Origin of the sequence: Actinopolymorpha sp. NPDC004070, from assembly GCF_040610475.1 — a bacterium.
In the GTDB taxonomy this organism is placed as follows: Bacteria; Actinomycetota; Actinomycetes; order Propionibacteriales; family Actinopolymorphaceae; genus Actinopolymorpha.
Window position 1 is genome coordinate 214,743 of sequence record NZ_JBEXMJ010000003.1, and the last position, 20,685, is coordinate 235,427.

21 protein-coding genes are annotated in these 20,685 nt (G+C 73.3%); 17 read left to right on the forward strand and 4 right to left on the reverse strand.

Going from position 1 to position 20,685, the window contains the following annotated elements; genetic code table 11:
• Window positions 1-569: 569 nt before the first annotated feature.
• From hemL to ABZV93_RS07565, 7 genes are all read left to right on the forward strand, one after another.
• Complete coding sequence (gene hemL, locus ABZV93_RS07535; RefSeq protein ID WP_354931998.1) at window positions 570-1,979, forward strand: glutamate-1-semialdehyde 2,1-aminomutase; 1,410 nt, start codon at window positions 570-572, stop codon at window positions 1,977-1,979.
• Window positions 1,976-2,632: a histidine phosphatase family protein gene (locus tag ABZV93_RS07540; protein ID WP_354932001.1), complete on the forward strand. Its 657-nt coding sequence runs from the start codon at window positions 1,976-1,978 to the stop codon at window positions 2,630-2,632. The genes hemL and ABZV93_RS07540 overlap by 4 nt, the downstream gene beginning before the upstream one ends.
• 25 nt (window positions 2,633-2,657) lie before the next feature.
• Window positions 2,658-3,305, forward strand: coding sequence for a TlpA disulfide reductase family protein (locus ABZV93_RS07545; protein ID WP_354932004.1), 648 nt, complete (start codon window positions 2,658-2,660; stop codon window positions 3,303-3,305).
• A gap of 38 nt (window positions 3,306-3,343) precedes the next feature.
• Window positions 3,344-4,090, forward strand: a complete 747-nt coding sequence (locus ABZV93_RS07550) for a cytochrome c biogenesis protein CcdA (RefSeq protein ID WP_354932569.1) — start codon at window positions 3,344-3,346, stop codon at window positions 4,088-4,090.
• A gap of 3 nt (window positions 4,091-4,093) precedes the next feature.
• A complete protein-coding gene (locus tag ABZV93_RS07555) occupies window positions 4,094-5,812 on the forward strand; it encodes a cytochrome c biogenesis protein ResB (RefSeq protein WP_354932007.1) in 1,719 nt (572 codons plus the stop codon).
• Window positions 5,809-6,852, forward strand: coding sequence for a c-type cytochrome biogenesis protein CcsB (ccsB, locus tag ABZV93_RS07560; protein ID WP_354932010.1), 1,044 nt, complete (start codon window positions 5,809-5,811; stop codon window positions 6,850-6,852). The genes ABZV93_RS07555 and ccsB overlap by 4 nt, the downstream gene beginning before the upstream one ends.
• A 102-nt stretch (window positions 6,853-6,954) precedes the next feature.
• Window positions 6,955-7,908 (forward strand): hypothetical protein, encoded by a 954-nt coding sequence (locus tag ABZV93_RS07565; protein WP_354932013.1) that lies wholly within the window; start codon window positions 6,955-6,957, stop codon window positions 7,906-7,908.
• Between the two features lie 69 nt (window positions 7,909-7,977).
• Here ABZV93_RS07565 and ABZV93_RS07570 read toward each other — a convergent pair whose 3' ends face one another.
• Together ABZV93_RS07570 and ABZV93_RS07575 are read right to left on the reverse strand one after the other, a co-directional pair.
• Window positions 7,978-9,303 carry a hypothetical protein gene (locus tag ABZV93_RS07570; protein ID WP_354932016.1) on the reverse strand — a complete coding sequence of 442 codons (1,326 nt, stop codon included), beginning with the start codon at window positions 9,301-9,303 and terminating at the stop codon, window positions 7,978-7,980.
• 50 nt (window positions 9,304-9,353) lie between these two features.
• A complete protein-coding gene (locus tag ABZV93_RS07575; protein WP_354932019.1) occupies window positions 9,354-9,746 on the reverse strand; it encodes a PLD nuclease N-terminal domain-containing protein in 393 nt (130 codons plus the stop codon).
• Window positions 9,747-9,921: 175 nt separating this feature from the next.
• On the opposite strand from ABZV93_RS07575, the gene ABZV93_RS07580 reads away from it, so the two are divergent.
• The 7 genes from ABZV93_RS07580 (at window position 9,922) to ABZV93_RS07610 (ending at window position 14,790) form a co-directional block, all read left to right on the forward strand.
• The gene (locus ABZV93_RS07580; protein ID WP_354932022.1) at window positions 9,922-10,884 is read left to right on the forward strand and encodes a threonine/serine dehydratase; all 963 of its coding nucleotides are present in this window, start codon (window positions 9,922-9,924) and stop codon (window positions 10,882-10,884) included.
• Between the two features lie 17 nt (window positions 10,885-10,901).
• On the forward strand, window positions 10,902-11,156 hold the full coding sequence (locus ABZV93_RS07585) for a DUF4229 domain-containing protein (RefSeq protein WP_354932025.1): 255 nt from the start codon (window positions 10,902-10,904) through the stop codon (window positions 11,154-11,156).
• 186 nt (window positions 11,157-11,342) lie between these two features.
• Window positions 11,343-11,666, forward strand: coding sequence for a multidrug efflux SMR transporter (locus ABZV93_RS07590; RefSeq protein ID WP_354932028.1), 324 nt, complete (start codon window positions 11,343-11,345; stop codon window positions 11,664-11,666).
• Between the two features lie 80 nt (window positions 11,667-11,746).
• Window positions 11,747-12,274, forward strand: a complete 528-nt coding sequence (locus ABZV93_RS07595; RefSeq protein WP_354932571.1) for a TetR family transcriptional regulator — start codon at window positions 11,747-11,749, stop codon at window positions 12,272-12,274.
• A 65-nt stretch (window positions 12,275-12,339) separates the two neighbouring features.
• Window positions 12,340-13,353: a hypothetical protein gene (locus ABZV93_RS07600; RefSeq protein ID WP_354932031.1), complete on the forward strand. Its 1,014-nt coding sequence runs from the start codon at window positions 12,340-12,342 to the stop codon at window positions 13,351-13,353.
• 57 nt (window positions 13,354-13,410) lie between these two features.
• The gene (locus tag ABZV93_RS07605) at window positions 13,411-14,487 is read left to right on the forward strand and encodes a PLP-dependent cysteine synthase family protein (RefSeq protein ID WP_354932573.1); all 1,077 of its coding nucleotides are present in this window, start codon (window positions 13,411-13,413) and stop codon (window positions 14,485-14,487) included.
• 84 nt (window positions 14,488-14,571) lie between these two features.
• On the forward strand, window positions 14,572-14,790 hold the full coding sequence (locus ABZV93_RS07610) for a hypothetical protein (protein ID WP_354932034.1): 219 nt from the start codon (window positions 14,572-14,574) through the stop codon (window positions 14,788-14,790).
• A gap of 21 nt (window positions 14,791-14,811) precedes the next feature.
• Here ABZV93_RS07610 and ABZV93_RS07615 read toward each other — a convergent pair whose 3' ends face one another.
• Window positions 14,812-15,684, reverse strand: coding sequence for a 1,4-dihydroxy-2-naphthoate polyprenyltransferase (locus ABZV93_RS07615; protein ID WP_354932036.1), 873 nt, complete (start codon window positions 15,682-15,684; stop codon window positions 14,812-14,814).
• Window positions 15,685-15,764: 80 nt separating this feature from the next.
• On the opposite strand from ABZV93_RS07615, the gene ABZV93_RS07620 reads away from it, so the two are divergent.
• On the forward strand, window positions 15,765-16,568 hold the full coding sequence (locus ABZV93_RS07620; protein WP_354932039.1) for a GNAT family N-acetyltransferase: 804 nt from the start codon (window positions 15,765-15,767) through the stop codon (window positions 16,566-16,568).
• A 22-nt stretch (window positions 16,569-16,590) separates the two neighbouring features.
• Here the strand turns inward: ABZV93_RS07620 and ABZV93_RS07625 are convergent, their stop codons facing one another.
• Window positions 16,591-17,835 (reverse strand): AMP-binding protein, encoded by a 1,245-nt coding sequence (locus tag ABZV93_RS07625; protein WP_354932042.1) that lies wholly within the window; start codon window positions 17,833-17,835, stop codon window positions 16,591-16,593.
• 98 nt (window positions 17,836-17,933) lie between these two features.
• Here ABZV93_RS07625 and ABZV93_RS07630 point away from each other — a divergent pair, with 98 nt between their 5' ends.
• A complete protein-coding gene (locus ABZV93_RS07630; RefSeq protein WP_354932045.1) occupies window positions 17,934-18,896 on the forward strand; it encodes an o-succinylbenzoate synthase in 963 nt (320 codons plus the stop codon).
• On the forward strand, window positions 18,893-20,668 hold the full coding sequence (gene menD, locus ABZV93_RS07635) for a 2-succinyl-5-enolpyruvyl-6-hydroxy-3-cyclohexene-1-carboxylic-acid synthase (RefSeq protein WP_354932048.1): 1,776 nt from the start codon (window positions 18,893-18,895) through the stop codon (window positions 20,666-20,668). The genes ABZV93_RS07630 and menD overlap by 4 nt, the downstream gene beginning before the upstream one ends.
• Window positions 20,669-20,685 lie beyond the last annotated feature (17 nt).

A 20,685-nucleotide genomic window follows, 5' to 3' on the forward strand; every position in this document is an offset into this window, starting at 1 on the left:
AGGCGCCGCGGCGGCCGAGGAGGCTCGGCGCGCCCGGGGGGGTGAGGGCGCCGAGCCCGCTTGGGGAGCCCGGGGTGCGCGGGTCGCGCACGTCGCGGCTGTGGGCTCGGAGAAGGTGGTCTGTGCTTGGGTGCTGTCCTGTCCGCTGCTCGTTCGCTGGCTCGGGAGGGTCAGTGTGCGAGGCCGTCGTGGGTGCTGAGCGCTGTGGGGACTGGTCGACCGGTCCGCCGTGTCGGTTGCCCGCGATCCCGCCCCGATGGGCCCGACTCCGGCGATCGTCCGCGCGGGTGAACGTGGCCCGTCAACGAGCCTCCGCGCTTTCCCGACCTCCCCGGCTCACCGCCTCACCTTACGTCCCCACCCCGAGTCTTTGAAGTGTTGGCACGGTGCCGTCTCTGTCAACGATGCTGCGGGCCGGAGGTTACGCCCGACTTCTGCCGACTTTTCGACCGGTGGGATTCCGTTGGTCGCCGAACGCGATGGACTTCCTCACAAACCCACCAACCTCCGCCGGCCGGCCGACCCCCGGCCCCTGCGGGCGGTCCAGCCCGGCGAGGGACAATGACGCGGTGACCGAGCCGAGAAACCCCGCCAGGCACGGAAGTGCCGCCTCCCAGGCGTTGTTCGACCGTGCCCGCGCCGTCACTCCCGGTGGCGTCAACTCACCGGTCCGGGCGTTCCACGCCGTGGGCGGTACGCCGAGGTTCGTCACCTCCGCGCGTGGCCCCTACCTCCTGGACGCCGACGGCAACGAGTACGTCGACCTGATCGGCTCGTGGGGGCCGATGATTCTCGGCCACGCCCACCCGGAGGTGGTGGCCGCGGTCACCCGTGCCGTGTCGGCGGGCACGTCCTACGGCACGCCCACCCGCCCGGAGGTGGAGCTGGCCGAGGAGATCGTCGCCCGTACGCCGATCGAGCAGGTGAGATTCGTCTCGTCCGGCACCGAGGCCACCATGTCGGCGATCCGGCTCGCCCGCGGCGTCACCGGCCGGGCCAAGCTGGTGAAGTTCGCCGGGTGTTACCACGGTCACGTCGACGCCCTGCTGGCGTCCGCGGGCTCGGGGGTGGCGACCTTCGGGCACCCGGACTCCCCGGGCGTGACCGGTGCGCAGGCGGGCGACACCCTGGTCGTCCCGTACAACGACCGCGCGGCGGTGAGCGAGGTCTTCGCGAGGTACGGCGAGGAGATCGCGGCGATCATCACCGAGGCCGCGCCGGGCAACATGGGAGCGGTCCCACCCGAGGACGGCTTCAACGAGTTCCTGGCCGCGACCGCACACGAGCACGGTGCGCTGTTCATCTCCGACGAGGTGATGACGGGCTTTCGGGTCAGCCGTTCCGGCTGGTACGGCATCGACGGTGTGGCCGCCGACCTGGTGACGTTCGGCAAGGTGATGGGCGGCGGCTTCCCGGCCGCGGCGTTCGGCGGTAAGGCCGCCCACATGGAGCGGCTGTCCCCGGCCGGGCCGGTCTACCAGGCGGGCACGCTGGCGGGTAACCCCGTCGCCACCACGGCCGGCCTCACCACGCTGCGCCTGGCCGACGCGCAGGTCTACGCACACCTGGACAAGACCGCGGCCACCGTCGCCGGGCTGGTCGGCGAGGCGCTCACCAAGGAGGGCGTACCCCACCTGCCGCAGTTCGCCGGGAACCTCTTCAGCATCTTCTTCGTCGACCCCACCGAGGTGCCGCGGGTCCGCAACTTCGCCGACGCCCGCTCGCAGGCGCAGCACCGGCACCGCGCGTTCTTCCACGCGATGCTCGACGGCGGGGTGCACCTGCCGCCGAGCGCGTTCGAGGTGTGGTTCGTCAGCGCCGCGCACGACGAGGAGGCGCTGGAACGCATCGCCTCCGCCCTGCCGGCCGCGGCCCGAGCCGCCGCTGCCGCCGAACCCGACCCGGTCCCACCCCGCACAGCCGACCCTGCCCCGACAGCCGATCCGACAGCCGACCCGACTCAGCAGGAGCGTTCGTGAGCCGAAGCCGCACCCTCGTCCATCTGCTGCGCCACGGCGAGGTCGACAACCCGGAGAAGATCCTCTACGGCCGGCTTCCCGGCTACCACCTGTCCCAGCTCGGCCGGGACATGGCCGAACGCGTCGCCGAGACGGTCGCGTCCCGGCAGATCACCCACCTGGTGGCGTCCCCGCTGGAACGCGCGCAGGAGACCGCGCAGCCGGCGGCGGACAAGCTGGGGCTGCCGATCAACACCGACGAACGCCTGATCGAGGCGGGCAACCTCTTCGAGGGGCTGACGTTCGGGGTGGGCGACGGTTCGCTGCGCCGCCCGAGTTCGTGGAAGCACCTGCGCAACCCGATGCGGCCCTCGTGGGGCGAGCCCTACCGCGCGATCGTGGTGCGGATGCTGGCGGCGATGGCTGACGCGCGGACCGCCGCGGAGGGCGAGGAGGCGCTGCTCGTCTCCCACCAGCTGCCGATCTGGACGGCGCGTTCCTACGTCGAGGGCCGCCGCCTGTGGCACGACCCACGCAAGCGTCAATGCACGCTTGCCAGCCTGACGACGTTCACGTACGAGGACGGCCGGATCGTGTCCGTCGACTACTCCGAGCCGGCGGCCGACCTGTTGCCGGGCGGCCTGGCGGGCAAGAAGTTCGTCGCCGGGGCGTGAGCTTCAGCTAGGGATGAACGGCGGTATGGGTTCGAGGTCACCGAAGCATTCGCGGGGCGTACGGTCGCGTGCGCTCGCCGCGGCGACGGCGCTCGCCCTTCTGGGCGTGGTCGGGCTCGCCGGGTGTTCCGGTGACGGTTCCGACGGCGGCGGTGAGGGCGGCGACGGTTCGCGTTCGACCAACGCCACCACGAGGTTCGTCTCCGGCAGCGGCACTGTCACCACCATGCCGCCGGGCGAACGCCGGCGAGCACCCGTGGTGTCCGGCACCACGCTGGACGGCAAGCGGGTGGCGCTGGCCGACTACCGCGGCAAGGTCGTCGTGCTGAACGTCTGGGGCTCCTGGTGCGCGCCCTGCCGCAAGGAGGCGCCCGACCTCGCCGCCGCCGCCCGCGCCCTGCAGGCCAAGGGCGTGGAGTTCCTCGGCATCAACACCCGCGACGTCTCCCGCCAACCGGCACAGGCGTTCGTGCGTACCTTCGACGTGCCGTACCCGAGCATCTACGACCCGAACGGCGACCAGCTGCTGGGATTCCGGGCGACGCTGCCGCCGAGCGCGATCCCCTCGACGCTGGTGATCGACAAGCAGGGCCGGGTCGCCGCCCGGGTGCTGGGCAACGTCAGCCGCCGCACCCTCGAGCAGATCACCTCCGACGTGACGGGGCTGCGGTGAGCCCGCTCGCTCTGACCGCGGCCACCGCGGCGACCTCGGTGGGTGACGGCTTCGCGCGGACGGCGCTGCACGGCTCGCTGATGCTGGCGATCCCGATCGCGGCGCTGGCCGGTCTGGTGTCGTTCCTGTCCCCGTGCGTGCTGCCGCTGGTGCCCGGCTACCTGTCCTACGTCACCGGGCTCACCGGCGCCGACCTGGCTTCGGCGCGGCGGGGGCGGATGCTGGCCGGTGCGTTGTTGTTCGTCCTCGGCTTCGCGGCGGTGTTCGTCTCCATCGGCGCGGTCTTCGGCGTGGTGGGCAACTTCCTCGCTGTCAACGCCGGCTTGCTCACTCGGATCCTCGGCGTGGTGGCGATCCTGCTCGGGCTGGCGTTCGTCGGTCTCGTGCCCTGGCTGCAGCGCGACGTGCGGGTGCACAAGGTGCCGGCGGTCGGGCTGGCCGCGGCGCCGCTGCTCGGCGTGCTGTTCGGTCTGGGCTGGACGCCGTGCGTCGGCCCCACGCTCGGGGTGGCGGCGACGCTCGCGATGAACGAGGGGACCGCCGGGCGCGGCTCGCTGCTGATGCTCGCGTACGCGCTCGGCCTGGGCGTGCCGTTCGTCCTGGTGGCGCTCGGTTTCCGCCGGGTGCTGGGCGGACTGTCCTGGGTGCGCCGCCACCACGTGTGGGTGACCCGCGCCGGTGGCGCGCTGCTGATCCTGGTCGGCCTGGCCATGGTCACCGGGGTCTGGGACGCCGTGATCGGCCCGCTGCGGCAGTGGGCCGGGAATTTCTTGACGGTGGTGTAGCGGATGGCCTCGACACAGCAACGCGAACGCGAGACGTCGGCGCCCAAGGACGCCCCGCCGCTGGGCCCGTGGGAGCTCGCCCGCTGGGTGTGGCGGCAGCTGACGTCCATGCGTACCGCCCTCATCCTGTTGTTCCTGCTGGCGGTGGCGTCCATCCCCGGCACGCTCATCCCGCAGCGCCGGATCAACCCGGTGACGGTGGCGGAGTTCATCCGCAACAACCCCGGACTGTCCCGGTGGTACGAACGCTTCGGGCTGTTCGACGTGTTCGGCTCGCCGTGGTTCGGCGCGATCTACCTGCTGTTGCTGGTGTCCCTGCTCGGCTGCATCCTGCCGCGCACGCTGGCCCACTGGCGGCTGATCCGGTCCCGGCCGCCGGTCGCGCCGCGCCGGCTGGAACGCCTGTCGGTGCATCGGTCCTGGACCACCGACACCCCGCCGGAGCAGGTCCTCGCGGCGGCCCGGGAACGCCTGCGCGCGGCGCGGTACCGCGTGGTGGCCGACGAGGGGTCTGGGTCCGCCGGTCCGGCAGGACCGGCTGGGTCATCGTTGTCCGCCGAACGCGGCTACCTGCGCGAGGTCGGCAACCTGCTCTTCCACATGGCGATCGTGGTGGTGCTGGTCGGCGTGGCCATCGGCAGCTTGTTCGGCTTCCGCGGCACCGTGCTGGTCGTCGTCGGCAACGGCTTCGCCAACACCGTGACGCAGTACGACGGCTACCAGAGCGGCGGGCTGTTCAAGGAGAGCCAGCTGGCGCCGTTCTCGTTCACCGTGAAGAGCTTCAAGGTGAAGTTCGCCACCAACGGCGAGGAGAGCGGGTCGCCGCGGTCGTTCGACGCGGCGCTGGCGTACACCCCGCGACCGGGCGCCTCCACCCGCGACTACCACCTGCGGATCAACCACCCCCTGCACGTGGACGGTACGGACATCCACCTGAGCGGGCACGGGTACGCCCCCCGCTTCACCGTCCGGGACGGCACCGGCAAGGTGGCGTTCTCCGGCCCGGTGCCGTTCCTGCCGCAGGACTCGAACTTCTCCTCCACCGGCGTGGTGAAGGTGCCCGACGCCCGGCCGAGGCAGTTCGGCTTCGAGGGGTTCTTCCTGCCGACGGGGATGGTCGACCAGCAGCGCGGGCCGATCTCGGCGTTCCCGGACGCGTTGCGGCCGATGGTGTTCCTCACCGGCTACTCCGGCAACCTCGGCCTCGACGAGGGTGTGCCGCAGTCGGTGTACAGCCTGGACAAGACCCGGCTGACCCAGCTCAAGGGCGGGGACGGCCCGTGGCGCAAGTCGCTGGAGCCGGGGCAGACCGCCTCGCTACCCGGCGGCGGCAGCATCCGTTTCGACGGCTACACCCGCTGGGTCAACCTCCAGATCAGCAGCAACCCCGGCGCGCCGGTGGCGCTGGTGGGCGCGGTGCTCGCCCTGGCCGGGTTGCTACTATCCCTTGTAGTACGTCGCCGCCGGGTGTGGGTGCGGGTCGCCTCGGACAACGGGCGTACCGTGGTCGCGATCGCCGGCATGGACAAGGGCGAACGGCTCAGCTCCCGCGCACCGGGCGTGGCCCGGGTGGCTCCCGACGAGGGAGACCGCGCGGAGCGGGAGGGGCGGCCCGGCTCGGCCGGCGCCGCTGACGACGAGACGCGCGACCTCGCCGTCGAGATCGACAGAATTGCCGCGGGCCTTCCCGGCCGCGCGGCCCCGGCCGGGGAGGAGACGTGAGTTCGTTGCTCGCGAGCTTGTCGGACAACTTCGTCTACGCCTCGACGGCGGTCATCGCGCTGGCGATGCTGGCGCACGCGGCGGAGTGGGCGTTCCGGCGCGAACGCCGCACCTCCGGTCAGGCGGAGCACGCCGCGGCGGTGAGCGGCGAGGCGAGCGGCGGTACGGCGGCCACAGCGGGGGAGTCGGCCTCCGCCGAGAGTGCCACCGGTGACGGTGAGTCCGGCGGCGGTGTCGCCGTACTCGAACGCGAGCAGGAGACCGGCGGCGGGGGCGGCGTGGACCGCGCCGACCTGTTCGCCCGGATCGGCGTCGCGCTGACGATCCTGTCCACCGGTCTGCTCGGCCTGGGCGTGCTGTGCCGCGGGTTCGCGGCCGGCCGGGTGCCGTGGAGCAACCTGTACGAGTTCTCCATCACCGGCAGCTTCGTGATCATGGTCGTCTACCTCGTGTCCCTGCGGAAGCTACGCAGCAACTTCCTCGGACTGCCGCTGACCGGGTTCGTCCTGGTCCTGCTCACGATCGCCATCTCGGTGCTCTACGTTCCGGTGACCGGGCTGATCCCCGCGCTGCAGTCGTACTGGCTGGCCATCCACGTCTCCGCCGCCTGCCTGGCCACCGGCATCTTCACCCTGGGCGCGGTGGCCAGCGCGCTGCAGATCTTCAAGGCCCGCTACGAGCGCCGGGTGGCGTCCGGCGCCCGCACTCCCGGCGGCTACCTCGCCCAGCTTCCGTCCGCGCAGGCCATCGACCGGGTGGCGTACCGGCTGAACGCGTTCGCGTTCCCGATCTGGACGTTCGCGCTGATCGCGGGCGCGGTGTGGGCGGCGGCGGCCTGGGGCCGCTACTGGGGCTGGGACCCCAAGGAGACCTGGATGTTCATCACCTGGGTCTGCTACGCCGCCTACCTGCACGCCCGGTCGACGGCCGGGTGGCGGACCAAGGTGTCGGGGATCGCACTGGTGTCGTACGCCGCGCTGGTGTTCAACCTGGTCGGCGTCAACTTCTTCATCGCCGGCCTGCACTCCTACGCGATGTAGGACGCCGGGCACACCCGCACCGACTGCTACACGCGGACTTGTGCGGCGGCACGTCCGTTCCGTACAAGCGGTTCCGCGTGGGACGCGGGCAGGCTGGTCCCCATGGTCGATCTGTCTGCCGCTGACGATTTCGTCGCCACCCGCGCCCGGCTGCTCGAACGCCGCCGGTTCGCCCACCTGACCGGGCGCGCCACGCCCGCGCAGGTGGTCGCCGCCCTCGAGGCCTACCGCAACCCGGACGGTGGGTTCGGCTCGGGACTCGAACCCGATCTGCGCTCGGTGAGCAGCCAGCCTGTGGGCGCACTGGGCGCCTTCGAGGTGCTGGACGAGCTCGCGGCCACGGCCGGTGCGGTCGTGGAGCCCGGCCTGGTGGCGCGGACGATGGACTGGCTGGACTCGGTGACCCGGCCCGACGGCGGGGTGCCGTTCGTCCTGCCCACCGCGGCCGACGCGCCACACGCGCCGCAGTGGGCGCCCGAACCCGATCCGGCCTCCTCGCTGCATCTGACCGCCGCGGTCGCCGCCGCCGCGCACCGGATCGTGGGAGTCGACGCCAACTCCGACGCCAACTCCGACGATGGGTCCGCCCCGGCCGGCCACCCGTGGCTGCGCCGCGCGACCGACTACTGCTGGAACCAGCTCACCGGCGACTACCGCCCGGCGCACGCCATCGAACTCCGTTACGTCGTGGAGTTCCTCGACGCGGTGCCCGACCCCGAGCGGGCCCGCGCGGTGCTGGAGTCGTCGATCCGCCCGCACGTGCCCGCGGCCGGCGAGCTCGCCGTGGCCGGAGGTGCCGAGGGCGAGCGTCAGACCGCCACCGGTCTCAGCCCGCTGCCGGACGCCCGGTCCCGCGCGCTGTTCGATCCCGACGTGGTCGACCGCGACCTCACCCGGCTGGCGGAGGGCCAGCGTGCCGACGGTGGCTTGGCGGTCGACTGGGCGCCGTTCTCGGAGCTCTCCGACCTGGAGTGGCGGGGAATCGTCACCGTGCGCGCGGTGCGGGTACTGGCCGCGAACGGCCGGGTCGACCTGCCGGGGGCTGCCTCGAGGTGACGCGCCGGGGAACGACGTGCAGCCGAACGATGCTCAGCCGAATGCCCAGCCGAATGCCCAGCCGAACGCTCAGCCGAACGCGGGGTAGATCGGCAGCAGCGCGACACCCGGCCAGGCCCGCCGGGCGACCGCCTGGATCCTGCCGGCGAGGTCGGCCAGCGGCGCAAGGCGGGGTTGACGGCGGCCGGCGTCGGCGAGGTTGTCCAGCCGGAGTACGAACAACTCACGGTGCGAGGGCAGGTCGAAATCCCACTCGTCGAAACGTCCTCGCTCGGCCCCTTCCGCCGCGATGGCCCGGGGCGTCATCCAGGTCAGTGACCACAGCGCCCAGTACGCCGAGCTTGCGTCCAGCGCCGCGTCGAAGTCGGTGCCACGGGTGCCGTCCACCTCGCGGCCGGCCTCGGCGAGCCGTCGGCGGTAGCGGGCGACCAGCACCTCCGGCATCCCGTCCGGCAGCCGGCGTACGCACCAGCAGGTGGGCATGACCGTGCGCACGTAGGCGAGGTCGAGCAGCGCGTGCCTGAACCCACCGAACTCCAGGTCGAACAGCCGCACCGTGCCGTCGGCGCCGACGTGGTTGTTGTCCGGGCAGCAGTCGTTCGGGCTGTACGCCTGCCAGGTCGGGTCGGCCAGCACCTCCTCGATCCAGTCGACCGCGGTCAGAGCGGCCTCGTCGACGGCGGTCGCGAGGCCGGGATCGAGGTCGGCCAGCACGGGGGCGAGCCTGGTGCGGACGTCGTGCCCGATGCCCTCGCCCTTGGCGGAGGTCCCGAACCGCGCGCGCAGCCGGGTGTACTGCTCCGCCCGCTCGAAGGTGGCCACATGGACTCGGGCCAGGGCGTCCACGTAGCCGGCCAGTCCGGCCCGGGCCTGCTCGGCGCTCTCGCGCAGCAGAACGTGGGCGAGGCTGTGGTCGGCGCCGAGGTCCTCGATCAGGATGAAGCCGAGTTCGGCGTCGCCGCCGTAGAAGGCAGGTGTCCCGGCCCCGCCGGGGACGCAGGACAGGAACTCCAGGCCGCACCACTCGTTCCACAGCCGGTTGGCCGGGCTCCAGAAGTCGGTGCCGGCCCGGTCGAACTCGCCGTCGTCGCCGCGATGCGCGACCTTCACCACCGCCGACGGAAACGGCGCTCCGGCGAGGACCAACCGGGCGACGTGCGCGTGGCCGTCCACCCGAAGCGGCTCGTAGCCCGCCACGCGGACAGGTGTGCCGAGATGGTCGCTCAGGAGGGCGCCCGCGCGAGCCGCGACACCGGCCGGCAGGTGCCCGTCGAAGGACTCCTCTCCGGACACGGATCGGCCGGTCACGGGTTGCTCGGAGACAGGCTGCTCGGACACGGGCTGCTCAGGCTGCTCGGCCTCGTCGGACGCGGCCTTGGGCGACGGCGGGATCATCGCCGCAGAGTAGGCCCCGCGAGCCCCCGAGCGGTAGCGGAATCGACGTCTCAGGCGCGACTGCTGCCGGCGGGACCGCCTGACCCCTCACCTTCGTCGCCGCCGAGTTCGCGTTCGCGGCGTTCGAGGTCGGCCTGCCACTGCCGCAGCCGGTCGTCCTCGGACTTCTGCCGCATCCGGGCGAGCCGGGCGAGGAACTCCGGGTCGTCGTCGGGCGCCAGCGGCTGGTCGGGCCGGAGTGCGGGCCGCCCGGACGAGCCGCCCTCGACGGGCCGGCCGAGTGTGAGCCAGCCGACCGGTCCGGCGTACGGAAGGAACGTGATGACCAGCGCCCACGCCCACCGGGGCATCGCCCGGACCCTGTCGGATCGGCTCTGCGCGAGATCGACCAGGCAGTAGACGAGCAGGACGAGGGCGATCAGGACGGGTAGTACGCGGAGCACCGAACCCCCTCCCGGACGGCTGTGGGGTGAAGTTGTCCCCGAGCGTAGCCGTCCGGGAGGTTCCAGGCCCGTGCTCCTCCGGTGACCGTGCCGACGCGACTGCGGGGCGCGAGCGCCGCGCCCGACGCGGACGCGGACGCCGGTGACGAAACCGGCGCCGGGTAGCGTTTCGCACATGGCCGAGAGCGCACTGGTGACACTGGACGACGTACGCACCGCCGCCAACCGGATCGCGGAGGGGGTGCTGCGCACCCCGCTGGTCGCGACGTCCTGGGGCGAGGCCGACCGGCCGTTGTGGCTCAAGCCGGAGAACCTCCAGGTCATCGGGGCCTTCAAGGTCCGGGGCGCGCTGAACGCCGTCGGCGCGCTGACCGAGCAGGAACGCGCGCACGGCATCGTCACGCACTCCTCCGGCAACCACGCGCAGGCCGTGGCGCTGGCCGGACGGGAGTACGCCGCGCCGGTGACCGTGGTGATGCCGGACACCGCGCCCGAGGTGAAGGTCGCCGCCACCCGAGCCCTGGGAGCGGAGGTGGTGATGGTTCCGGCCGCGGAGCGGGAGTCGCGCACCGCCGAGCTTGTCGCCGAGCACGGCTACGCCTACATTCCGCCGTACGACCATGCGGACGTGATCGCCGGTCAGGGCACGATCGGGCTGGAGATCCTCGCCGACCTGCCCGACGTGGCGACCGTCCTGGTGCCGGTCGGCGGCGGGGGCCTGCTGTCGGGGGTGGCCACCGCGGTCAAGGCGCTGCGGCCCAACGTCACGGTGCTCGGCTGTGAGCCGGAGCTGGCCGGGGACGCCGCTGAGAGCATGCGCCTCGGCGAACGCCAGGTGTGGCCGGTCGAGCAGACCTACCGCACGATCGCCGACTCGCTGCGGGTGTGCCTCTCAGAGCTCACCTGGGCGCACGTTCACGAACGCGTGGACGGCATCCTCACCGTCACCGAGGACGCCATCGCCGACGCGGTGCGGGTGCTGGCCACCCGGTCCCGGCTGGTGGCCGAGCCCGGCGGCGCGGTGACCACCGCCGCCTACCTCAGCCACGCGGGCGACCTGCCCGCCGGCCCGGTCGTGGCCGTGGTCTCCGGCGGCAACATCGAGCCGGACCTGCTGGTCAAGCTGCTGGGCTCCTGACGTACGCTGCCAACGTCGTGCGTACCTTCCTCGTCTACACGGTGCTCCGGCTCGTCATCTTCCTGGCGTGCTTCGGAGTGCTGTACCTGCTGTTCGGCAACCACGTGTCGGGGTGGCTGATCGCGCTGCCCGCCGTGCTCCTCACGTCCGGTCTGTCCTGGTTGCTGCTGCGCCAGCGCGGCGTCGAGGCCGGCGCGGCGCTCACCTCCGCCGTGAGGTCCGTGCGCGGGCGCCTGGACGCGTCCACCCGCCGGGAAGACGCCGAACGCTGACCCGGCGTCCTGGGGACTCCCCGAGGACCTCCTGATCGCCCGCCACTTCGCCGGGTGATTCCGCTCCCGCGTCTCTCGCTCCGCCTGTCGTCGCGTCGTCCCGCCGCGCCCCCACGAACGTGTACTGTCGTACAGATTAAGTTGTACGGACGTACAGCTTTCGGCCCTGGTCGAGGAGAGTGCGGGATGGCGTGGCTGGTGTTGGTCGGATCGGGGTTCCTCGAAGCGGGCTGGGCGATTTCGCTGAAGTTGTCCAACGGCTTCACCCGGCTGGTGCCGTCGGTGGTGTTCGCCGTGTGCGCACTCGCGAGCCTGGGCGGGCTTGCCTGGGCGATGAAGCAGATCCCGGTCGGGCCGGCGTACGCCGCCTGGACCGGCATCGGCGCGTCGGTGACCGCCGTGATCGGCATGGTGTTCCTGGGCGACGGCTTCTCCGTCCTGAAGCTCGTCTCGCTGGCGCTGATCATCGCCGGGGTGATCGGGCTCAACCTGTCCGGAGCGGGACACTGACCGCCCGACCGGCGCCCCGGGGCGAGGGCCGGGACGCCCGGGCGCCCCGACAGGAGCGTGGCCAGCGGCGCCGGGACGCACTGGTCGCCGCGGCCGCCGACCTGCTCCAGGACGCCGGGGTGGACGCGGTGAGCCACCGCGCGGTGGCCCGCCAGGCCGGCGTGCCCCTCGGCTCCACGACGTACTACTTCGCCTCACTGGACGACCTGCGCGCCACCGCGGCCGGCGCCCTCGCGCAGCGCTGGATACGCCGGGCCGCCCGCTCCGCGGCCGCGGTCCCCGAGGGCAGCTACGGCGAACGCGAGACCGCCCGGCGGCTGGCCCGCGCGGTGCTGCCGGCCGGGCGTGCCGCGGTCCTCGCGCAGTACGAACAACTGCTCGCCGCCGCCCGCCATCCCGCGGTTGCCGCGGTCCTGCGGGGGATGCGGCCGGCGTTCCTGGACGTGATCGACGGCCTGCTCGCCCGCACCGGCTGGTCCGGCCGGGTGAGTGCCGACGTGGTCCTCGCCCTCGTCGACGGCGCGGCGGTGAGCGCGCTGTCGGAGGGCCGCGGCGACGCCCGCGACGTGGCCACCGACCTCCTCACCCAGCTCCTCGGCGAACGGTGACCGCCGACAGTACAGGTGCGGCGAGTCCCCGTACGCGCACGCTGGGTTGACCTAGCCTCGTACCCATGGCCGAGGGAAACCGGAGCTCCCCCTCGCTCACGGCGGCGGGCCTGGTGGTTCTCATCGCTGCCGCGGCGGGCTTCTTCGCCTGGTCCTACACCTACGCGTTCGCCAACCCCGGCCCGCAGGAGGTCCCGGTCGCCGTGGTCGGGGGCGAGGGGACGGACCACCGCGCCTTCCTGACCGGGATGGACAAGGCGCTGGACGGAGCGTTGGTGCCTCACCCGGTGTCCAGCTACGCGCGGGCCGTCGACGCGATCGAGGAGCAGACGGACTTCGCGATCTTCGACCTTCGGCAGGCTCGGCAGGTGACCGTGGACGTGTCCTCGGCGTCCGGGGCCTCGGTGGCCACTGTCCTCGAGCAGGCGGCGCCGGCCGTGGGCCGGGCGGTCGGGGTGAAGGTCGTCGTACGGGACCTCAACCCGACGCAGAAGGGCGATCCGAGAGGCCTGGTGATCTTCTATGTCACCTTGGCGGCGGTCGTGGTCGGCTTCGTCGGGGCAGCCCAGCTGTGGATGCACGCGAGCGGGCTCGGCCCCGGGCCGCGGATCGCGTTCACCGTGGCGTACTCACTGCTGGGGGCGTTCGCGATCGTGGCGGTCGTGGACTGGCTCCTCGGCGCGCTCCACCTGCCTTTCGTGCCGGTCTGGCTGACGCTGGCGCTCGCGATGTACGTCGCCAGCGCGGTGTTCCTGATGTTCCTGGTGCTGATCGGGCCGTGGGCCATCATCCCCACCTGGGCGATCATCGTCCTGCTCGGAAACCCCGCGTCCGGCGGCGTGGTCTCCTGGCCGCTGCTCCCGTTGTTCCTGCGGATCATCGGCCCCTGGCTCCCGTCCGGCGCCGCGATCGCCGCGATCCACACCGAGGTCTACTTTCCCGGCCACCTGCACGCCCAGCCGTTCCTCGTGCTGACCGGTTGGGCGGTGCTGTCCACGGTCGTGTTCTGGGTCGTACGGCAGCGGCAAGCCCGGGTTGACACGGCGTCGCCACCGGAACCGCTGCCGGGGCAGGGCTAGGGTGCGGCCATGCCAGCGTCGACCCACGTGCCCGCACTGCCCACGCCGCCGCGGCCGATGCCCGAGCGCGACTGGGTGGCCGAGGCGGTCCGACGGGTGGAAGCCGACGCCAACCGCAGCGCCGACACCCACCTGCACGTGTTCCCGCTGCCGGCGCGGTGGGGGATCGACCTCTACCTCAAGGACGAGTCGGTGCACCCGACCGGCAGCCTCAAGCACCGACTGGCGCGGTCGCTGTTCCTGTACGCGCTGACCAGCGGCTGGCTCGGCCCGGACACGCCGGTGATCGAGGCGTCCAGCGGCTCCACCGCGGTCAGCGAGGCGTACTTCGCGCGGCTGCTGGGGCTGCCGTTCGTGGCGGTGATGCCGGCGTGCACGAGCCCGGAGAAGATCGCGCTGATCGAGTTCTACGGCGGCCGCTGTCACCTGATCGACGACCCGCGCGGGATCTACGCGGAGTCCCACCGGCTCGCCGAGGAGACCGGCGGGCACTTCATGGACCAGTTCACCTACGCCGAACGCGCCACCGACTGGCGCGGCAACAACAACATCGCCGAGAGCATCTTCGAGCAGCTACGCCTGGAACGGCATCCGGTGCCCTGGTGGGTCGTGGTCGGTGCCGGGACCGGTGGCACCAGCGCCACCATCGGCCGGTACGTCCGCTATCGCCGGCACGAGACCAGGCTGTGCGTCGTCGACCCGGACGGCTCGGCGTTCTACGAGGGCTGGTCACGCGGCGACAGCGAGGTGACCGCGGTCGGGTCCCGGATCGAGGGCATCGGCCGGCCGCGGGTCGAGCCGTCGTTCGTCCCCAGCGTCGTCGACACCATGCTGCGGGTGCCGGACGCGGCGTCGGTGGCGGCGATGCGGCACCTGCTCGGGGTGACCGGCCAGCGCGCCGGGGGGTCTACCGGCACCAACCTGTGGGGCGCGCTCACCCTGGTCGGCCGGATGCGGGCGGCCGGTGAACGGGGGAGCGTGGTGACGCTGATCTGCGACGGCGGCGACCGGTACGCCCACACCTACTACGACGACGCCTGGGTGGCCGCGCAGGGCCTCGACCTCGCGCCGTACGCCGACCGGCTCAAGGCGTTCACCACCACCGGAACCCTCGAATCCGACGACGTTCGGTAGTCGCGGCCTGACGGGCGGTCCCCCTGAGGCTCCCCGTCGGCCGCTCCGGAGTTTCCGGGCGGTGCACCTGGGTAGCGGGCAGTTATGACCGACGAACCGCGCCGCGACTCGCACGACAAGTCTCGCTGGGCCAAAGAAGGCGCAACGCCAGGCGAGGATCCGCGCGACATCGACGAGGAGCAGATCACCCCGGAGTACGTCCGACGGCTCCAGGAACGCCGGCAGGTGACCCACGCCCAGCCGGAACCCGAGGACGAGATGGGTACGTCGTCCACCACGGACGACCCCACCGAGCGCACCTGACTCGGCACGCACCTCGGCGGCTCAGGCGAGGACGAGCCCGACCGCGAGCAGCACGGCGTAGGCGAGTTCGGCCACGCCGTTGTCGCGGAGTACCGGAATGAGCGCCCGGCCGGTGGTCCCGCGAAGGACCGTGGCCACCGGCCGGACCGCCAGCGGCAGCGAGAGCAGCGCCAGCAGCGTCCACGGCGTCACCGTCACCGCGAGCAGCACCACCACGACGTACGCCACGACCTGCAGCCCGGCGTACAGCAGCCGGGACGCGCGGTCGCCCATCACGACGGCGAGGGTGCGCTTGCCGCTCTCCCGGTCGGTGGGGATGTCGCGCAGGTTGTTGGCCACCAGCAGTGCGCAGGTGAGCGCACCGACACCGAACGCGCACGCGACGGCAGGCCAGGTCACCCGGCCGGCCTGGACGTACGTCGTGCCGATCACCGCGACCAGCCCGAAGAACACGAACACGCTGATCTCGCCGAGTGCGTAGTAGCCGTACGGCCTGCTGCCACCGGTGTAGAACCACGCGGCGGCGACCGCGGCCACGCCGACCAGCAGCAGCCACCACGCGGTGGTGAGCGCGAGGACCAGACCGCAGACCGCGGCGACCGCGAAGCAGCCGAAGGCGACGGCCTTCACCGTCTTCGGTCGCGCCGCACCCGAACCGACCAGGCGCTGCGGCCCGACGCGGTTGTCGTCGGTGCCGCGGATGCCGTCGGAGTAGTCGTTGGCGTAGTTGGAGCCGACCTGCAAAGCTACCGCCACGACGAGCGCGAGCGCGGCCTTCCAGGCGACGAACGAGCCGGCGGCCGCGGCCGCGCCGGATCCGGCGACGACCGGTGAGATCGACGCGGACAACGTGCGCGGACGGGCGCCGTCCAACCACTGTGCGGGAGTTGCCACGGCCGGATTCTTTCAACGACGGTGCGGTTCACCGCGCCCGGGTCGGCACCGAAAGTCGCTGGCGATCCACGGCCGCCTTGGTGCACAACGTACAGATGCGGCTGTACGAGGTTCGAAGCACAGGGGAGCTGCGCTCCTGCGCCGACGACGACACGCTGGTGCTGTGGGCGGCGCAGGGGTTCGGGCCGGGAGTGCGCGGCTGGCGCCGCGGCGACGCCGTGGCGGTGGCCTCGCCGGGCCTCTCCCGCCGCGACCGGCTCGCCGTGCACGGCCCGCCCGACCTGGTGGTCCCACTTGTCGCGGAGGTGCTGACGGAGGTCGGCCCGACGTACCGGCCGATCGGGTCCGCCGCCCTCGTCGAGGCGGTCGCCGGCCAGGTGCCCGGCCTGTCGCTTGCCGGGAAGGGGTTCGGGTGGATGCAGACGTCCCGTCCGTCGCCGTCTCCGCGACCGGACGGCGCGGGCTGGCTGGAGTTGGGCCGGTCGGGCCTCGCGACGACGGTCACCGACCTGCTCGCCGAGGCCCATCCTGAGTCGTACGCCACACCCGGTGTGCCCGGCGTACGCCGGTGGGCAGGGGCGTGGGCGGAGACCTCGGAAGGCCGCACTCTGGCCGCGGTGGCGGCGGACGCCTGGTCGGCGCCGGAGGTGGGCTACGTCGCCGGCGTCGGCGCGCGGTCGGCGCTGCGTGGACGCGGATACGCCGCGGCGGCGTTCGGGCTCGTCCTCGACACGCTCGTCGCCGAGCACGGGCGGGCCGGGCTGATGGTGGAGACCGCGAACACCGCGGCCGTCGGCCTCTACCGCCGGTGCGGGCTGTCCTGGCGGCCGCTCGCCGCGGCCGCCGTGGACGGTGCTCCCGGTTGCGGACCGGGCGCGTGCTGACTCCCCGGCGACGGCCGGTGGCTCAGCCGGCGGCGGCTCGTAGTGCCGAGCGGTCGACCTTTCCGGAGGGCAGCAGCGGCAGCGCGTCGACCACGACCACCTCGCGTGGTGCGTACGCCCGCGGGTGTGCGGTGCTCACGTGGTCGCGGACGTCGGCCAGCGCGGGCGCGTCCGCCCCGGGCCGGAGCACGACGTACGCCCGGACCCGGGAACCCCACTCGGGGTCCGGGACCCCCACCGCCGCCGCCTCGGCCACCCCGGGACAGGACGCGACCGCCCGCTCCACCGCGAGCAAGGGCACGTTGACACCGCCGGAAACCACCACGTCGTCGGCCCGGCCGAGGATCTCCAGCGTCCCGTCGGGGCCTAGCCGGCCGAGGTCGCTGGTCAGGTGCCGGCCGTCCACCAGGGCCTTCGCGGTGAGGTCGGGCCGCCGCCGGTAGCCGGCGAACACCGTCGCGCCGCCGATCCGGACCAGGCCGCTCGCCTCGTCGACGTCCAGGTCGACTCCGGCCAGCGGGCGGCCGTCGTAGACGCACCCGCCGCACGTCTCGGTCATGCCGTACGTCGTGACCACCCGGACCCCGGCCGAGCGGGCCCGCTCCAGCAGCGCGGCGGAACTCGCCCCGCCGCCGGCCAGCACCGCGTCGTACGACCTGAGCGCGTCCACCGCCGCGGTGCCCCCGTCGAGCAGCCGCCCGAGCTGGGTCGGCACCACCGCGGTGTACCGGCGACCGGACCAGCCGTCGGTCAGCCTTTCGGTCGCCGCCGTGAACGCCTCCACCGTGAACCGGCCCGGCATCATCACCGGCGTCGTAGCGGCGACCAGCGAGCGCACCAGGACCTGCAGGCCGGCCACCCGGGTCGGCGGCAGCGCCAGCAACCACCGGCCGGGGCCGCCGAGGGCGTCCAGCGTCGCCCGGGCCGAGTGCAGCAGCGCGTCCGCGGGCAGCAGGGCGCCCTTCGGCTCACCGGTGGAGCCGGACGTGGGCAGTACGACGGCGATGTCGTCGCGTTCCAGCGGAAGATCGGTCCGGAGTATGGTCAGGATCTGTTCGCGCTCGGGTCCCGGCGCGAGCGGCGCCAGCGCCGGACCGTCGCTCCCGAGCCGGTCCGCGAGCAGCGCCAGCAGTCCGTCGACACCGGCTCGCGCGACGCCGTGGTCGGCATGATCGACTAGGGCCCGCGAGCCGCCGCCCGGGTTGTCGGGAGGGGGCTCGTCCACGAGTTCGACGGCGACCAGTCGGCGGTGGGATTCGGTGGGCACCTGACTAGGCTACGAGCCCGGTTTCGTGACACTGTGTCACGGACGTGCGGGGGACCCCCGACGGGGACGGTGCGGGGGAAGAGACGGAGGATGCGGCCATGATCATCCGGGCGGACGGCGATCTCCACGTCTTCGCGGTGGCCATGCGCAACCGCTTCCGGGGCATCACCCTCCGTGAAGGGATCCTGGTCCGCGGCCCGGCCGGCTGGGCCGAGTTCAGCCCGTTCCTCGACTACGACGACGTCACCTGCGTCCCCTGGCTGCGAGCCGCCCGCGAGGCCGCGTACGACGTGTGGCCGACCCCCGTCCGCGACGCGATCCCGGTCAACTGCACCGTCCCTGCCGTCGGGCCCGAGCGGGCGCACGCGGTGGTGTGCCGCAGCGCCGGCTGCCGTACGGCCAAGGTGAAGGTCGCCGAGCCCGGCCGGCCCGAGTCCGACGACCTGGCGCGGGTGGAGGCGGTCCGCGACGCCCTCGGTCCGGAGGGCCGGATCCGGGTCGACGCCAACGGTAGCTGGGACGTCGACACCGCGGTCCGGATGATCACATGGCTGGACAAGGCCGCCGGCGGTCTGGAGTACGCCGAGCAACCCTGCGCCACGGTCGAGGAGCTCGCCCAGGTACGCCGCCGGGTGGACGTGCCCATCGCCGCCGACGAGTCGATCCGGCAGGCCGCCGACCCCTATCGCGTCGTCCGGCACGAGGCCGCCGACATCGCCGTGCTGAAGGTCCAGCCGCTCGGCGGGGTGCTGGCCTCGCTGCGGATCGCCGAGCAGATCGGGCTCCCGGTGGTGGTGTCGAGCGCGCTGGAGACCTCGATCGGGATCGCCGCCGGCGTCGCGCTGGCCGCGGCGTTGCCGGAGCTGCCGTACGCCTGCGGCCTGGCCACCGTCTCGATGCTGACCGCCGACGTGGTGGCCGACCCGCTGGTCCCCGTGGACGGCGCCTTACCGGTCGTCCGCCCCGAACCCGAACCCGCCCACCTCGCCGCCGCGGCCGCCGACGAGGCGACCCGGCAGCGGTGGCTGGAGCGCCTGGACCGGGTGGAGGGCCTCGCGTGAACCCGTCCACCGCACTGGCCCGGGTGATCGTCGACGAGCTGTGGCGGTGTGGCGTACGTGAGGCGGTGCTCGCGCCCGGATCGCGCAACGCCGCGCTCGCCTTCGCCCTGCACGCCGCCGACGCCCAGGGCCGGATCCGGCTGCACGTCCGCGTCGACGAGCGGACCGCCGGGTTCCTCGCGCTCGGGCTGGCCAAGGCCGGCCGCCGCCCGGTCCCGGTCGTGTGCACGTCCGGGACCGCCGCGGCCAACCTGCACCCGGCCGTGCTCGAGGCCAACCACGCGGGCGTGCCCCTGCTGGTGCTCACCGCCGACCGGCCGCCGGACCTGCGCGGCGTGGGCGCCAGCCAGACGACGGACCAGATCAAGCTGTACGGCGACGCGGTGCGGCTCTTCCACGAGGTCGGCGTACCCGAGCGCAGGCCCGGCCAGAACGCCTACTGGCGCGAGCTCGCCGGCCGGGCCACCGCGGTGGCCCGCGGGTTCCGCGACCGCAACCCAGGGCCGGTGCACCTCAACCTCGCGTTCCGCGACCCACTGGTACCCGACCCGGCCGACCCGGTGGACCTGGACGACCCTCGCCTGGGCGACGACTGGCCGGAGTCCCTCGCCGGCCGGTCCGGGCACGGCCGGTGGACGCGGATCGAGCGGCTGTCCACCGAGCACATCGCCTGGCTGGAGGAAGGCCCGCGCACGGTGGTGGTCGCCGGTGACGGTGCCGACGCGCAGGCGCGCTGGCTGGCCGAGACGGGCGGCTGGCCGCTGCTCGCCGAGCCGTCCAGCGGCGCGCGGTCCGGGCCGAACGCGCTCGGCCCCTACCGCCTGCTGCTGGACACCCGGCCCGACCTCGAGGCCGGCATCGAGCGCGTGGTCGTGCACGGCTGGCCCACGCTGTCCCGTCCGGTGACCCGGCTGCTGGCCCGCCCGGACGTCGAGGTGGTCGTGGTGTCCCGTCGGCCGTCCTGGCCGGACGCCGGTCACCAGGCGTACCGCGTCACCACGACCGCGGCGCCGGAGGGGACCGTCGAGGGTGCCGGCCGGCGCGAGCCGGACGAGTGGCTGGCCGCCTGGCTGGCCGCGGACCGGGCCGCCCGCGCCGCCGTCGACGACGTACTCGCCGGTGAGCCGGAGTTCACCGGCCTGCACGTCGCCCGGGAGGTCGCCGGCGTCCTGCCCGGCGGCGGCCTGCTGGTGGCCGGCTCCTCCAACCCGATCCGCGACCTCGACCTCGCCGGCGCGCCGTGGAACAACCGGCTGGTCGACGAGTCCGGCCGGATCGACCCGCGTGACCACCGGCGCGTACTGAGCAACCGTGGTCTGGCCGGCATCGACGGCACCCTGTCCACCGCGATCGGGGCGGCGCTGGTGCACCGGTCCGGTCCGGCGTACGCGCTGGTCGGCGACCTCACGTTCCTGCACGACGCGAACGCGCTCGTCCGCGGCCCGTACGAAGCCCGGCCCGACCTCACGATCGTGGTGGTCAACGACGACGGTGGCGGCATCTTCTGCACCCTCGAACAGGGCGGGCCCGACCACGCCGAGGCGTTCGAGCGGATCTTCGGTACGCCGCACGGCGTCGACCTCGGCTCCCTCACCGCGGCGACCCACACGCCGTTCACCCGGGCGACCACCCGGGCGGAACTGCGCGGGGCGCTGTCCCGGTCGCGGGGTCTGCGCGTGGTCGAGGTGCCGGTCGACCGGTCGCGCACCCGGGACCTGCACGCCCGGCTGCGCGAGGCGGTGTCGGCCGCCTCGTACGACGGGGTGCGCTGAGCCGGGGGCCCGGCGGC

Coding starts and splice junctions, on each gene's coding strand:
- ABZV93_RS07545 (WP_354932004.1), top strand. CDS start 2,658: ATGGGTTCGAGGTCACCGAAGCATTCGCGGGGCGTACGGTCGCGTGCG.
- ABZV93_RS07555 (WP_354932007.1), top strand. CDS start 4,094: ATGGCCTCGACACAGCAACGCGAACGCGAGACGTCGGCGCCCAAGGAC.
- ABZV93_RS07565 (WP_354932013.1), top strand. CDS start 6,955: ATGGTCGATCTGTCTGCCGCTGACGATTTCGTCGCCACCCGCGCCCGG.
- ABZV93_RS07570 (WP_354932016.1), bottom strand. CDS start 9,303: ATGATCCCGCCGTCGCCCAAGGCCGCGTCCGACGAGGCCGAGCAGCCT.
- ABZV93_RS07580 (WP_354932022.1), top strand. CDS start 9,922: ATGGCCGAGAGCGCACTGGTGACACTGGACGACGTACGCACCGCCGCC.
- ABZV93_RS07590 (WP_354932028.1), top strand. CDS start 11,343: ATGGCGTGGCTGGTGTTGGTCGGATCGGGGTTCCTCGAAGCGGGCTGG.
- ABZV93_RS07600 (WP_354932031.1), top strand. CDS start 12,340: ATGGCCGAGGGAAACCGGAGCTCCCCCTCGCTCACGGCGGCGGGCCTG.
- ABZV93_RS07605 (WP_354932573.1), top strand. CDS start 13,411: ATGCCCGAGCGCGACTGGGTGGCCGAGGCGGTCCGACGGGTGGAAGCC.
- ABZV93_RS07610 (WP_354932034.1), top strand. CDS start 14,572: ATGACCGACGAACCGCGCCGCGACTCGCACGACAAGTCTCGCTGGGCC.
- ABZV93_RS07630 (WP_354932045.1), top strand. CDS start 17,934: ATGATCATCCGGGCGGACGGCGATCTCCACGTCTTCGCGGTGGCCATG.